This window comes from Streptomyces sp. NPDC060184, from assembly GCF_042728795.1.
Lineage (GTDB): Bacteria > Actinomycetota > Actinomycetes > Streptomycetales > Streptomycetaceae > Streptomyces.
Window position 1 is genome coordinate 75301 of record NZ_JBHWYX010000026.1, and the last position, 13274, is coordinate 88574.

Below are 13274 nucleotides of genomic sequence, written 5' to 3' on the forward strand. Positions count from 1 at the left end.
CGACGGCGGGGCGCGGCGGACGGAGGACCCGTCCGCCGCGCCCTGCCCTCTCCGCTCAGCGAGTGCCGTGCTCCACCGACACGGAGGCGGAGGCGGAGGCCGATCCCGGGCCGAAGGCGATCCGGGTGACCGCCCCGTCCTCGGCCCAGGCCACCTCCACCGTGTCCCCGGAGCCGTCGGCGTCCGCGGCCACGTTCACCCCGCTCACCGCCGTACCGACCGGAGCAGGGTCCGCCTCGCCGGTCAGCGAGGCCAGCGCCACCAGGACCACCGTGCCCTCGGCGTCCACCGCCAGCCGGGGCACGACCGCCCAGCGCGTGTACGCGGTGCCCTGCGGGGCGCGTACCTCCTCCTCGGACTCCCAGCCGTACAGGCCGTGCAGCACGGAGCGCGGCGAGGCGCCGGGGGCCGTCGCCCACCCGGTCTGCTCGACGCGGGCACCCGCCGGGACGCCGAGCAGCCGGTGGACCCGGAGTTCGTAACGGCCCCGCACGAAGGTGACGCTCTCCACCCGCAGCCCGGGTACGGCCGGCGGCTGCCCGGGGAAGACCGGCATGTGCCAGGAGGCCGCCCAGCCCCAGCCGTCCCCGTGCCCGGCGCCCAGCGGACGGATCCGGCGGCGGACGCTGCGCGCCCCGCCGACCCGGACGGCGAGGTGGTTGTCCGCGACGTTCACCGCCGACGAGGGCCCGGTCGCCGTGGAGTACGCGAACCGCCCGTAGTGCGGGTCCGCCTCCGCCGCCGACTCGCCCTCGTGCGGCCGGACATGGTCACTGCCGTGGTTGTGCAGCCGTACGATCCCGTCCGCCCGGGTCGACTGCACCAGCAGCCCCGGCGCCGGCACCGACAGCACCCGGTCCGGGCCCTCGCTCGGCGCGGGCTCCTCCGGCGCCGTCCACAGCGGGTGGTCCGCCGGGGCGAGCAGCGACACGAACGCCTTCGACGCCCAGTACGGCGACGCCGGACCCGAATAGTGCTGGAGCGTCGCCTCGTGCGGGCCGTGCCACCCCAGGCTCAGCAGCCCGTCCTCGCCGGTGGCGCCCCGCTCCAGGAAGTACCGCAGCGAACCGCTGACCAGCCGCCGGGACGCGCCCGGGGAGAGCGGGGTGTGCCCACAGACCGCGCCCATGCCGACCGCCGCGCCCGCCGCGAACCGGTACGCGAGGGAGCGCCCGAAGTGCAGCGGCGCCCCGTCCGCGCCGAACATCAGCGAGAAGCTCTCCAGGTGCTCGCGCAGCCGCCCGCCGTAGTGGGCGAGGAGTTCCCGGTCGCCGGAGAGGTGGGCGTCCAGCACCGGATAGAGGTGCAGCGCCCAGCCGTTGTAGTGGTCGAAGGCGCGCCCGTCGCCGTCCGCGTACCAGCCGTCGCCGCGGTACCACCCCTCCAGCAGGTCCAGCGCGCGGGCCCGCGCCCGCGCGGTCTCCGCGTCACCACGGCCCACGGACTCCAGGAACCCGGCGACGGTGAAGGGGAAGAGGTACCAGTTGTTGGGCGCGGGGTTGTGCCGCAGAGCCCCGCGCAGCCACTCCTCGGCGCGGTCCTGGACGGGGCCGTCGAGCCGGTCCCAGAGCCACGGTCGGGTCAGCCGCAGACCGAGGGCGACGGACGCCGACTCCACCATGGGCTGGCCGAAGACCGCGTGGTCGCGGATGAGCGGCCAGGACTCGGCGTCGTCGCGCCCGGGGGTGCGCGTACCGGCGGCGAGACCGTCCGCGTACCGGTCCAGCCAGCCGTGGGGGTCCTTGCCCTCGGCGCCCGCGACCCGGAACGCGGCGGCGAGGAAGGTGCGCGCGTACCCCTCCAGCCCGTCGGAGCGGACCCCGGAGCCGGAGGGGCGTCCGGGCAGGTCGAGCATGGCCCGACCGGGGGTGGCCCACTGCCAGGCCGCGCGCAGCAGGCCGTCTGCGGCGGCCTCCCAGTGCGCCCGGGTGTAGCCGGTGAGGGGGCTGAGCACGCGGTCGTCGGAGGGGAGCACGAAGGGCATGGGGACGGGTTCGGTGGTCATGCGAGGAAGGCCAGCCTTTCCGGTCGTACGGGATGGGCGAAACCGTCGCCCGCGGCCCAGCGCGCGACCTCACCGGTCGCCAGGTCGGCCAGCCGCCGCCACTCGTTGCCCTGGGACCCGGAGAGATGCGGGGTGATCAGCGCGTTCTCGCACTCCCACAGCGGGTGGTCGGCGGGCAGCGGCTCCGGGTCGGTGACGTCGACGACGGCCCGGATGCGGTTCTGGCGCAGGACGTCGGTGAGGGCGTCCTGGTCGACGACCGCGCCGCGCGAGGTGTTGATCAGCGTGGCGTCCGGCCGCATCGAGGCGAGCAGTTCACGGCTGACGAGCCCGCGCGTGCCCGCCAGCAGCGGAGTGTGGACGCTCACCACGTCGCTGCGGGCGAAGAGTTCGGCGAGCCCGGCCGCCTCGACGCCGAGCGACGCCGCCTCCTCGGCCGACACGTACGGGTCGTGCAGCAGCACCCGCAGGTCGTAGGGGCGCAGTAGCTCGATCACCCGCCGGCCGATCAGTGACGCGGACAGAATGCCCACGGTACGGCGGTAGTTGCCGACCTCGTCGGGGACCCGCAGCCAGTCGCCCCGGTCGCGGGCGACGCGGAACTCCCGGGCGCGTTCCAGCACCCGCTTCCCGGAGAGCAGGATCATGGCGACGGTGTACTCCGCCACCGGCAGCGCGTTGGCCGCGGCGGCCGAGGACACCGCGATCCCGCGCGCCCAGCAGGCGTCCGTGACAAGGCCGCGCACCGAACCGGCCGTGTGGACGACGGCCCGCAGCTTCGGCGCCGCCGCGAGGACCTTCTCGTCGATCGGCGGGCAGCCCCAGCCGGTGACCAGGATCTCCGCGTCGGCCAGGGCGGCGCGGGCCCGGTCGGTGGTGAAGTCGTCGAGAGCGGGCGACGGTGCGAGATCACAGACCTCGCCGAGCGCGGCGAGCGCCTTTGGCGGAAGCACCGCCGCCGCCGCGTCCGCCTTCATGGCGAGCACGGCACGCGGCGGGCGGGGCGTGCTCGGTGGGCTGGTGGCGGCGGAACTGTGCATGTCTCTCCTGGTACGGGGGCGGTCCGCGACGGCCGCCGGCACGGTGCGGCCGGCACGGACCGCCCGGGGGACGGCCGCGCCGGTCGCGCTACTTCACGGCGCCCGCGGTGCGCCCCGACCGCCAGAAGCGCTGGAGCAGGGCGAACGCGAGGACGAGGGGGACGATGGCGAGCAACGAGCCCATGACGACGACGGGGTAGTACTCGGGGGAGACCGACGCCGAGCTGTTCCGGGTGTACAGGCCGAGGCTGGCCGGATACAGGTCCTGGTTCGAGAGCATCACCATCGGCAGGAAGAAGTTGTTCCCCGCAGGCGATGCTGATCAGCGCCCCGAGGGCCGCGCCCAGCACCGCGTACAGCAGGCTGTTGGCGTAGCGGTCCTTCATCACGACGGACGAGCGCACCAGCGGCGCCTTGATCCGGAGCGCGGTACGCACCGGGCCCGCCCCGTCCACGACGGACGCCTCGGTCACCTCGCGCGGCACGGCCCGCAACGCGGCGTAGAAGACGACCATGTTGTAGCCGTCTTTGCTCCACAGCGCGATGTTCGCGATCGAGGGCACCATGGTGTGCACCCCGAGGATGTCGACCGTGACGCAGGCGCTGAGCGCACCTGCCGACGGCAGCGAGGCGATCGTGGCCGGCACGGACCGACGACTCTGTCGATCAGGCATGCTCGCCTCCCGCGGCTCCTGTTCGGGACAACGGGAATCCTGATCGCCTGACCGGATACGGTCAATAGATCGATCAGAAGAAATCGAAAGCGGTCAAACGATCGATCGCTGTGCGGAGATGAGGGCCTGCGCCGAACCGCGCACCTTCAACTCCGGCAGCAGCTCCATGCGTCGTACCGGCCCCGCCGCCCTCTCGGAGCCACCCAGCCGGTACAGCATCAGCTCGGCGGCGGCCCGTCCGATCTCGGCCTTCGGCGGCGACACCGCGGTCAACGGCGTGGTGCCCAGCGCCGCCACGACATCGTCGTACGCGACCACCGAGCAGTCCTGGGGCACCCGCACCCCGCTCTCCGTCAGCCGCTGGACCAGCATCAACGCGTCGACGTCACCGTGCAGCACGGCACCGGTGGCCCGCCGCTCCCGCAACACCGCAGCCAGGTCCAGCGGTGCACCGACGCCACCCCGGGCAGCAGGGCCCTCGCCTTCGTGCGGCCCCCCGGAGGGGACAGCGTCCGGCGAACTGAGCACCACGCACCAGTCCTCCACCTCCGGCCGCGCGGCGGCGATCTCCGCGAACGCGGCCCGGATGCTCCGGGCTGTGGGACTGTCGTCCCGGGCGGCCAGCACGATACGGCGGTGCCCCAGCGACACCAGGTGGTCCACCGCGAGATGGACCCCGTACCAGTGATCGGAACAGACCGAGTCCAGGGCGTGCAGCGCACTGCCCGGACGGGGCCTGCGCTCCATCAGCACGGTGGGCGCCCCCACCCCGGCGAGCCACTCGTAGTCGGACTCCTCCCACGCGGCACTGCGCCAGCGCGGCGCGATCAGCAGCCCGCGCGCGCCCCCCGCGAGCGCCTGCTCCACCAGGGGCCGCTCGGTGCCCCGGGCCTGCGGAGCGATGTGCAGCGCGACCCGGACGCCGTGCTCGTCCAGCACCGAACGGGCTCCGTGCAGCGTCTCGTACAGGTACGAATGCCGCTCCGGCACCACGAGCACGACCGGCCCGCCCTCACCGGCCGGACCGGTCCGCTCCGGCGCCGGAGCGGGGTCCGGGACCTGTGCCAAGGAGACGGACCGGGCCACCCCGTGCCCGCGCCGGAGCCGTCCCGCGCGGGCCAGCTCCTCCACGTCCCGGCGCACCGTGACCACGGAGACGTCGAGTTCCTCGGCGAGCGCGCTCACCTTCACCGCCCCCCGCGACCCCACCACCGCGAGGATTCGCTGCCGCCTGAGTTCCACCGGCTCCCGCATGCTGTCGGCCCCTTACCCCGTACTGCCGCATGGTGTTCGTTTGAGCGCTTGTCCGAGCGCTTGTCCGAGCGCTTGCGGGCGCAGCATAGGCAGATCGTCCCGGCGGGACGCCAGAGGGTGTGGCCTGGTGGGTGGTGCACGACGGCAGAATCGATGTGCTTAGCATTCGATCCGCAATGGATACCCTCACGCTTGTACAACTGGCCGTTCTCGCCGCGGCATCTGCCCTCGTCGGCTTCTCGAAGACCTCGATCAACGGGGCCAACACCATCAGCCTCGCGGTTTTCGCGGCGGTCCTCCCGGCTCGCGAATCCACCGGTGTACTGCTCCCGCTCCTGATCGCCGGTGACGTCCTCGCCGTCCTCGTCTACCGGCGGCACGCGCACTGGCCGACGCTGCTCCGGCTCTTCCCCGCCGTGGCGGTCGGACTCGTGGCCGGAACGCTCTTCCTGAAGTACGCGGGTGACGGCGCCGTACGCACCTCGATCGGGGCCATCCTGCTGATCATGGTCGGCGTCACGCTCCGGCGGCGGCACCGGGCCGGGCCTCCGGAGGGCGAGGAGCGGGCCCAGGCGGGGGGGCGTGCGCACGTCGCGTCGGTAGCGGCGGCGGCGGAAGGCAGGGCCGCGGCGGAAGGCGGGGCGACGGCGGAAGGTGGGGCGCGGAGCGAGGGGACGAACCGTACGGCGGCGACGGATTCGCGGCCCTCCGGCCGACGGGCCCGGAACGCCGCACGCGCTCAGGCGGGCACGTACGGGGTGCTCGGCGGCTTCACCACCATGGTGGCCAACGCGGCCGGCCCCGTCATGTCGCTCTACCTGCTCTCGTCCGGGATGCGCAAGCTCGGCTTCCTCGGTACCTCCGCCTGGTTCTTTCTGATCGTCAACGTCACCAAGGTGCCGTTCAGCGTCGGACTCGGACTGATCGACGGGCGCTCCCTGCTGCTCGACGCGGTCCTGGTGCTCTTCGTCCTGCCCGGTGCCTGGCTGGGCCGCCGGTGCGTGGACCGGATCAACCAGCGGCTCTTCGAGCGGATCGTGCTCGTCGCGACGGTGGTGGGCGGACTCCAGCTCCTGCTGCTCTGAGGGCTCTGTCCCCCCGGTCACCTGCCACCGGAACGCCCCGAGCTCGCGGCAACAACCTCGCCACGTGGCCGGAGGGTGGGTGACCCGCCAGGCAGACCACTCCTGCCATGACGGACCGAGAGCGAACGGGGAACGGATGATGATTCCGAAGGTTCGGCCGGAGATCGCCGATTCCGTGCGGTGAGGACGCTAACCTCTGGCCTGCACCCCGCCTCGGGGTGGTGGGACGGGGGCGAGATGGGACTTCTGCAGAGCGATCCGCCGATGATCGGCGGCTATCGGCTTCTCGACCGGCTTGGTTCCGGCGGGATGGGTACGGTCTATCTGGCTCAGGGGGGCGAGTCCGGACGGACGGTCGCAGTGAAGGTGGTGCATCAACAGCTGGCTGAAGACCGGGAGTTCCGGATTCGTTTCCGCCAGGAGGTGGCCGCGGCGCGGAGGGTCTCGGGCGCTTTCACCGCGCCGGTCGTGGATGCCGATCCGGACGCGGAGCGGCCGTGGATGGCCACCCTCTACACACCCGGCCGCACGCTCGGGTCGGTGGTGCACGGAGAAGGTCCCCTTGAAGGAGAAGACTTGCGCCGCCTCGCGGTGGGGCTGGTAGAGGCGTTGCGGGACATGCACAGGGTCGGCGTGATCCACCGCGACCTCAAGCCGGACAACGTGCTGCTCACGGACGAGGGGCCCAGGGTGATCGACTTCGGGATTTCCCGGGCCCCGGACCATCAGACCCTCACCGTCACGGGCCGCATGCTGGGTACCCCTCCGTACATGTCTCCGGAGCAGCTGTCGACCCCGCACCGGGTGAAGCAGGCATCGGACGTCTTCTCCCTCGGTTCCGTTCTGGTCTTCGCCACCACGGGACATGGGCCCTTCGACACGGGATCGCCGTATCTGACGGCCTACAACGTGGTGCACGAGCCGCCCGACATCGCCGAACTCTCGGGCACTGTGCGCGAGATCGTCCAATGGTGTCTCGTCAAGGACCCGGCCGAGCGGCCCACGCCGGACGAACTCCTCACCGCTTTCCGGTCCGCGCCGGAGCTCGACTGGGGTCGCCGCCCAGTGACCGAACCGCCCCGGGAAGACGCTGTCGCCGCTCCGCCACCGGCGCGTGGACGGCTGTCGCGACGCGGTGCGCTCCTCGCGGTAACAGCGGCGCTGGCCGCCGCAGGCGGCGTCGGCTCGTGGGCGGCCGGAGTGTGGAACGGCGACGACCGGACGGGTGCAACGACAGCCGAGCCCGGCTCCGGGGCATCCGGTTCCGGGAAGCCCGCACAACCCCTCGCCGCCCCTTCGGTGGCCGAGCCGGCTCCGGCGGTTGAGAGGACAGGCGCCCCGGCGCCCGCCGGATGGGCGCGCTGGCAGCGAACCATCGGCTATCAGGACCAGCACATCAGTTCCTGCCACGCGTCCGCTTCGGTTCTCGTGTGTGCGTCGGACTCCGAGACGGGCCAGGTGGCGGCGTTCGACACGTCGACAGGGAAGCGCCTCTGGGGCCATGATTCCCCCACCGAGCTGAGGTTTCTGGGCCTTTCCAACGACGGTGGGCTCGCCTACTGGATGGAGGCGTCCAGCCAGGGCGAGTTCGCAGGACGGGTGTCCGCTGTCGACTCCTCCACCGGTGAACGTGTGTGGTCGAGCCCTCCGTACTCCGTCGACGTGCTGATGGGCGGCGCCCTCGCGGCTGATCGCGTCGTGACGTTCGGATTTTCGGGTGGACTGGTCGCGTGGAACGCGAAGACGGGCGAGCGGGCCTGGCGGGCGGCGGACGAGCAGAGCGACTCCCGCCTGTACACCACGAACGACCGCGTCTTCCACCTCGCCGAGGACGCGAGCACCGGTGAGCGAATGCTGAGAGAGCTCGCGGTGAGCGACGGCTCGGAGCTGGGATTGCAGCTGCCCGGCTCAATGGTGCCAGTCGCCTTCGCGGGTGAGACCGTGCTGATGCGCCGCCCCGACGGAACTCTCGTCATCACCGACTGGGCGCGCCGACCGACGTCCACGCCCCTTGTCAGCACCATGGAGTTCGTGGGGGAGGGCGGGACGTTCTACGGACTCGATCCTGACGGCACCGTCATCGCGGCCGATGCCCGTACCGGCAAACGGCGATGGGCGGCCCAGGCCCTGCCGGTTGCTCTCCGCACGCCCACCGAGTTCGGATACCTGCGTGTCCACAACAAACGCGTCCACGTCTCGAACATCGACGGAAGTGTCCACTGTTTCGCCGGTGCGAGCGGCCACCTTCTCTGGCAGACGGCCCCCCGCCCGGACCGGGCCGACTCCGTTTCGAGGCCTGGCATCGCGGTGTACGGCGACATGGTCTACCTGGTGACCGACGACAGAGTGGCGGCCCTGCGTCCACCCACGTCGTAGGGGAGCCGGGGGACGCGGCAGATCAGGCAGGCCGGGGTGGGGAGGCGGCCGGGCCCATCGACTCGGCGAAGGGGCCGGGTGAAAGGCAGACCCGTCCGCCGTCCTTGCCGTCCGACGTGACCCGCCACTCGGTTGGCCAGGAAGGCCGGCCCGTCGGCGTGAGCCCGCATCGGGCACCGAGACGGGGCGAGGGGCTTAGCATGCCTGGCCCGGTCCGTGCGCGCCCCGCACATCAGGGAAGCAGCAGCCAGTCCGTCCCGACGGCAGCGAGCAGGCCGATACCGAGCAGCCAACTCGCAAGGCGTGTCCGTCCGTTGCGGCTGAGCTCCATCACCACGCCGCACAGGATGAGGGCGAGGCCGTAGACGCCGACGACCAGCACCGACGAGCGACTGGCGATGCGCATCCACAGGACCACCGCCATCACGGCCATGCCCACCGAGGAGAGCGCGATACGCAGCCGTCTGGCCTGACGGGGCGTCAAGCGTCGCTCTCCCGTTGCCTCCGCGTCCGCGTCCTCGTCGAAGTCGCCCTCGTCTGCGGGTTCTTCCTCTTCCCCCGGGGTGCCCTCCTCCGAGGACGCCGCCTCCGAGGACGCCGCCTCCGGGGCCGTTCCGGCGGGGCGCGCACCCCCGGTGTCGTTCTTCAGGGCTCGGTCCCGGGTCTCGTCCCGGTCGCCGTTCTCGTTCCGGCCCTCGTCCCGGTCCCGGGTCTCGTTCCGCTCCTGGCCGGTTTCCTCGTCCTCGACCCGGACCTGTTCCCCAGCCTGTTCCCGAACCTGTTCCTGGTCAGCAGTGCTCATGGAGCCGGATCGTAACGGCTGTCCGCGGCCGGGGGTACGGCGAGCCCGGGAGGAGTGCGCTTCACCCCACTTCGAGGGCGCCCTCTACGGGCGGAGCGGGCAGAGCCGAGGTGCCTCCGCCGCCGCGTCCAGCCCGCCGCCGGCCCCGCGCTCCACGCGCCCTGCCAACTCCCGGGCCCAGTGGATCAGCCCGTCGATCCCGATTCCGTACGGTTCGAGGGTGCGATATGCGCCAAGTACGCCCGCTCCCCGGCGCAGCAACCGGGCGCCCCCCACGGCGTTGCCGCGCGCCGAGTGCGTCAGCCCCACCGCCAACTGAGCCATGGCGCGCCAGAGTTCGCGGTCCTCCTCGGGGCCGGACTTCCACGCGTCCTCGAAGACCTCGTGCGCGTGGAACGGCATGCCCGCGTCCAGCAGACGCTGCGCCTCCCGCAGCGTCTCCTCCGGGGAGCGCACCACCCCCTCGGGCTGGCGCCCCACTCCCTCGGCCCCGTAGGGCAAGGGGCGTCCCAGCCCGTCCCTGGGGCGTGCGTTGCGCGCCCGGCCTTCGTCGTCGCGGTCCCTGTGCGTCTCGTCCACGGCTTGATTGTGCCCCTGAGCGGCCCTTACCTGCGGCGAAGTGTTCGAACCGCCGCCCGTGCCGCCCCGCGCACGACTACGCTCGGCCCTTGTCCGCATCACCTTGGGGAAGGGGAGGCATGAAGCCGTCCCGGCCGTTGTACGAGCGCGATCCCGAACTCGCCGCCGCAGCAGACGCGGTGGCCGCACTCTGCGGCGCGCAGGCCGTCGGTGGCCTGCTGGTCTACAGCGGGGAGGCGGGACTCGGCAAGACCGCGCTGCTGGCGGAGGTCCAGGCCATGGCCGCCGACCGCTGCACCGTCTGGTCGGCGCGTGGCGGTGAGACCGTCACCTCGGTCCCGTTCCACGTCGTACGCCAGCTGCTCCAGCCCGCGCTCGTCCAGATCGCACCCGACCAGCTCCGCGAGCTGTTCGGCGACTGGTACGAGACCACCGCTCCCGCCCTCGGGCTCGCGCAGCCCAGTGGACCGCAGCCCGAGCCCCAGGGTGTCCGGGACGGCCTCGACTACGTCGTCCGTCAACTCGCGGTCCGCCACAGCCACCGGCCCCTGCTGCTCATCGTCGACGACGCGCACTGGGCCGACGGCGAATCCCTCGACTGGCTCTCCTCGTTCACCGAGAACCTCGGCGATCTGCCTTTACTCGCCGTACCGGCCTACCGCCCACGAGAAATGGCCGACCGGGGCAGGTTCGGTGCCTTCGATCCGAACGCCGCGAGCGATCCCGCCAAACTCGTCCGCATCCCGCTGCGCGCGCTCACCCCGGACGCGACGGCCCATCTGGTCCGCGAGACCCTCGGGGATCACGCGGACGACCCGTTCTGCCGCGAGGTCTGGGCGGTGACCGGAGGCAACCCGTACGAGGCGGTCGAACTGGTCGCCAAGGTGCAGGACGAGGAGATGCCGCCGGTGGAGGACTACGCGGGGCAGCTGCGCCCACTCGGCGCCTCCGCCCGGGGCCGCGGGCTCGTCGCCCGTCTTGAGCGGCTGGGGACCAACGCCAACCGGTTCGCCTGGGCCGCCGCCGTACTGGGCACGGAGATCTCGCGGGACATCGCTGCCAATCTGGCGGGGATGAGCCCCGCGGAGGCCGCCGACTGCACGGCCAAGCTCCGCGAAGCCCGCATCATCACCGGTTTCGACCCGCTGGAGTTCGTCCACCCGCTCATCGCCACGACCATCTACGACTCGATCCCGCCGGCCACCCGGACGGCCATGCACGGGCGGGCGGCCTGGGCTCTCACGGACGCCGGATACGGCGTCGCGGCGGCCTCGCGGCATCTGCTCGAAGTCCACGCGGACGACGACTAGGACGTGGTGAGGCAGCTCCGCGAGGCCGCCGCCCACCACCTCGCGGTCGGCGCCCCGGAAGCGGCCAGGCGCTGTCTGGAACGCGCCGTCGAGGAGCCGCCCCGGCCCGAGGACCGCGCCCTGATCCTCTACGAACTCGGCTGTGCGACGCTTCTCAGCTCACCCGCGACCACGGTGCGCCATCTGCGGAACGCCCTCGACACTCCGGGTCTGGACGACCGCCAGCGGGTCGACGCGACCTTCCGGCTCGCCGCCGCGCTCGCCCACAACAACGAGCTCAAGGTGGCGGCCGACACCCTCGCCGCCGAGGCGGCACGCACCGCTCCGGGACCCGGGCTGATGCGTCTGCAGGCCGCGCACTTCCAGTGGGAGGGCATGCAGCGGGAGGAGGACGACGGCGCGGCCCGCTCGCGCCGGCTCGTCAAGAACGCGGACCATCTGGAAGGCCGGGACAACCCCGAGCGCGCCCTGATCACCCTGCGCGCGTTCGACGCCATGATGCGGGGCGAGAGCGCCGAGCTCGTCGTCGAGTTCTGCGAACGCGCGCTCGTCGACGGCAGCCCGGCGCGGGGACTCGGCTGGACGGATCCGGAGTGGGGCTTCGAATTCCCCACCATGGTCGGCATCACCTACGCCTTCACCGACCAGTACGAGCGCGCCCAGAGCCTCTTCGGCGAAGCTGTACGGGCCTTCGAGATCTCCGGCTGGAGCGGCGCGCACCTCGCCTTCGCCCACACCCTGCTCGGCCTCGTCGCCCGCCGTCGCGGAAGGCTCGCGGAGGCCGAGGGCTTCCTGCGCGAGGGCCTGCGGCTCGCCGACCGTGTCGGCAGCGGCCTTCCCGTCCACTGGGACGCGGCGTGCCTCCTCATCGACACGCTGCTGGCGCGAGGCCGTACGGCCGAGGCCCGGACGATCGCGGACCAGTACGAGTTCGGTGCCCCGTACCCGTATCCCAGCGCCATGGTCCTCCCCGACGCCCCGTGCGTCAGTGGACGACTGCTGCTGGCCGAGGGGCGGACCGTGGAGGCCATCGCCGAGCTGGAAGGGGCGGGACTCGCGCTGGAGGCGCGCGAGCGGCACAACGGCGTCTGGGCGCCGTGGGCCTTCGACCTGGCCCGCGCGCTGGCCGACACCGACCCGGCCAGGGGCGCCGAGATCGCGGCCCAGGCCCGGAAACACGCGGAACGCTTCGGAACGGACACCGCGATCGGTGAGGCCCTGCGCTGCCTCGCCGTCTTCGCGCCCGCCGAAGAGGCCGAGAAACTCCTGGCCGACGCCGTACGACACCTGGAGGCGTCCTCCTCGGAGTACGAGCACGCGCTCGCCCGGTACGAGTACGGCGTGGCGATCCGCAGCACCCGGGAGCTCGCCCGCGCCCACAAACTGGCCCTCGCCTGCGGCGCCGACGCACTCGCGCACCGCGCCCAGCAGGCACGCGCGTCAATTCGACCCTCGGAGTGAGGTAATGTTTTCCCTGCGCGGCCGACCGGGAACACCGGGAGGAAACGCAGCGGGACGTGGCGCAGCTTGGTAGCGCACTTGACTGGGGGTCAAGGGGTCGCAGGTTCAAATCCTGTCGTCCCGACTGGAGACAGTCGTAGCTCAGGGCCGGTTTCGGAGCAATCCGAGACCGGCCCTGAGCCATTTTCGGGGACCAGCCGGGGACCAACGCCCTGACCGGGGCAGCGGGTCATCAGGATGGGGCTCGGCGGCGAACGCGGTGCGCGCAGCGCGGTGAGGTGGGCAAAGAGAGCCGCCCCGGCCGCGGTGATCTGGTGGACGTCCGGGCGCGGGGAGCGCCGGGCGGTGGTCAGTGATCCGTGGCCGGAGATCCCGCGCAGGACGTGCAGCCGGCCCCCTGCGTCGGCGAACCAGGTCGGTCCGGTACGCCGGAGGTCATGACGGCGCGGACGCTCGTCGCCGAGCTCGGTGACCACGCCGTCCCGGTGGGCCGGCGTCCGCACCGGGCCGTCCCCGCCCAGCAGCGCGTTCGTCAGCTCGAACAGGGTGTCCGCCCGTCCGGGGCATCGGTGCGTACGGCTCCGCCGGGAAGCGTCCGTTGAATCCCCAGGTGAGGGACCACGTACAAGGCGGCGTCGTCGTGGCGGTTGCCCGCGGTGAGTGTCACGACGACCGGACGCGCAGGCGT

8 protein-coding genes, 1 tRNA gene and 3 pseudogenes are annotated in these 13274 nt (G+C 72.4%); 5 read left to right on the forward strand and 7 right to left on the reverse strand.

From position 1 onward, the window contains the following. Positions 1-55 precede the first annotated feature (55 nt). The 5 genes and pseudogenes from ACFWEE_RS18925 to ACFWEE_RS18945 all read right to left on the reverse strand — a co-directional run bounded on the left by ACFWEE_RS18925 (position 56) and on the right by ACFWEE_RS18945 (position 4973). Complete coding sequence (locus tag ACFWEE_RS18925) at positions 56-2005, reverse strand: DUF2264 domain-containing protein (RefSeq protein ID WP_386890441.1); 1950 nt, start codon at positions 2003-2005, stop codon at positions 56-58. Beyond that, complete coding sequence (locus tag ACFWEE_RS18930) at positions 2002-3045, reverse strand: hydroxyacid dehydrogenase (protein ID WP_386890443.1); 1044 nt, start codon at positions 3043-3045, stop codon at positions 2002-2004. Before ACFWEE_RS18930 ends, ACFWEE_RS18925 begins: the two co-directional genes overlap by 4 nt. A gap of 88 nt (positions 3046-3133) precedes the next feature. Then, positions 3134-3352 (reverse strand): annotated as a pseudogene (locus tag ACFWEE_RS18935) (carbohydrate ABC transporter permease); the annotation flags it as partial. A 25-nt stretch (positions 3353-3377) separates the two neighbouring features. Continuing rightward, a pseudogene (locus ACFWEE_RS18940) lies at positions 3378-3668 on the reverse strand (ABC transporter permease subunit); the annotation flags it as partial. A gap of 144 nt (positions 3669-3812) precedes the next feature. Continuing rightward, the gene (locus ACFWEE_RS18945) at positions 3813-4973 is read right to left on the reverse strand and encodes a substrate-binding domain-containing protein (protein ID WP_386890444.1); all 1161 of its coding nucleotides are present in this window, start codon (positions 4971-4973) and stop codon (positions 3813-3815) included. A 176-nt stretch (positions 4974-5149) separates the two neighbouring features. Here ACFWEE_RS18945 and ACFWEE_RS18950 point away from each other — a divergent pair, with 176 nt between their 5' ends. Both ACFWEE_RS18950 and ACFWEE_RS18955 read left to right on the forward strand, forming a co-directional pair. Further along, positions 5150-6058, forward strand: a complete 909-nt coding sequence (locus ACFWEE_RS18950) for a sulfite exporter TauE/SafE family protein (protein WP_386890446.1) — start codon at positions 5150-5152, stop codon at positions 6056-6058. 237 nt (positions 6059-6295) lie between these two features. After that, positions 6296-8434, forward strand: a complete 2139-nt coding sequence (locus ACFWEE_RS18955) for a PQQ-binding-like beta-propeller repeat protein (protein ID WP_386890448.1) — start codon at positions 6296-6298, stop codon at positions 8432-8434. Between the two features lie 232 nt (positions 8435-8666). On the opposite strand, the gene ACFWEE_RS18960 is transcribed toward ACFWEE_RS18955, so the two are convergent. Continuing rightward, positions 8667-9236, reverse strand: coding sequence for a hypothetical protein (locus ACFWEE_RS18960; RefSeq protein WP_386890450.1), 570 nt, complete (start codon positions 9234-9236; stop codon positions 8667-8669). 84 nt (positions 9237-9320) lie between these two features. Next, the gene (locus tag ACFWEE_RS18965; RefSeq protein WP_386890452.1) at positions 9321-9815 is read right to left on the reverse strand and encodes a DUF309 domain-containing protein; all 495 of its coding nucleotides are present in this window, start codon (positions 9813-9815) and stop codon (positions 9321-9323) included. Positions 9816-9934: 119 nt separating this feature from the next. Between ACFWEE_RS18965 and ACFWEE_RS18970 the strand changes: the two are divergent. The 3 genes and pseudogenes from ACFWEE_RS18970 (at position 9935) to ACFWEE_RS18980 (ending at position 13188) form a co-directional block, all read left to right on the forward strand. After that, positions 9935-12586: pseudogene (locus tag ACFWEE_RS18970) on the forward strand (ATP-binding protein). 50 nt (positions 12587-12636) lie between these two features. Further along, a tRNA-Pro gene (locus tag ACFWEE_RS18975) sits at positions 12637-12710 on the forward strand. Between the two features lie 313 nt (positions 12711-13023). After that, complete coding sequence (locus tag ACFWEE_RS18980; RefSeq protein ID WP_386890454.1) at positions 13024-13188, forward strand: hypothetical protein; 165 nt, start codon at positions 13024-13026, stop codon at positions 13186-13188. Positions 13189-13274: the final 86 nt, after the last annotated feature.

Excerpts from the sequence above, each read along its gene's own strand:
- ACFWEE_RS18925 (WP_386890441.1), bottom strand. The coding sequence starts at position 2,005 with ATGACCACCGAACCCGTCCCCATGCCCTTCGTGCTCCCCTCCGACGAC.
- ACFWEE_RS18930 (WP_386890443.1), bottom strand. The coding sequence starts at position 3,045 with ATGCACAGTTCCGCCGCCACCAGCCCACCGAGCACGCCCCGCCCGCCG.
- ACFWEE_RS18945 (WP_386890444.1), bottom strand. The coding sequence starts at position 4,973 with ATGCGGGAGCCGGTGGAACTCAGGCGGCAGCGAATCCTCGCGGTGGTG.
- ACFWEE_RS18950 (WP_386890446.1), top strand. The coding sequence starts at position 5,150 with ATGGATACCCTCACGCTTGTACAACTGGCCGTTCTCGCCGCGGCATCT.
- ACFWEE_RS18955 (WP_386890448.1), top strand. The coding sequence starts at position 6,296 with ATGGGACTTCTGCAGAGCGATCCGCCGATGATCGGCGGCTATCGGCTT.
- ACFWEE_RS18960 (WP_386890450.1), bottom strand. The coding sequence starts at position 9,236 with ATGAGCACTGCTGACCAGGAACAGGTTCGGGAACAGGCTGGGGAACAG.
- ACFWEE_RS18980 (WP_386890454.1), top strand. The coding sequence starts at position 13,024 with ATGACGGCGCGGACGCTCGTCGCCGAGCTCGGTGACCACGCCGTCCCG.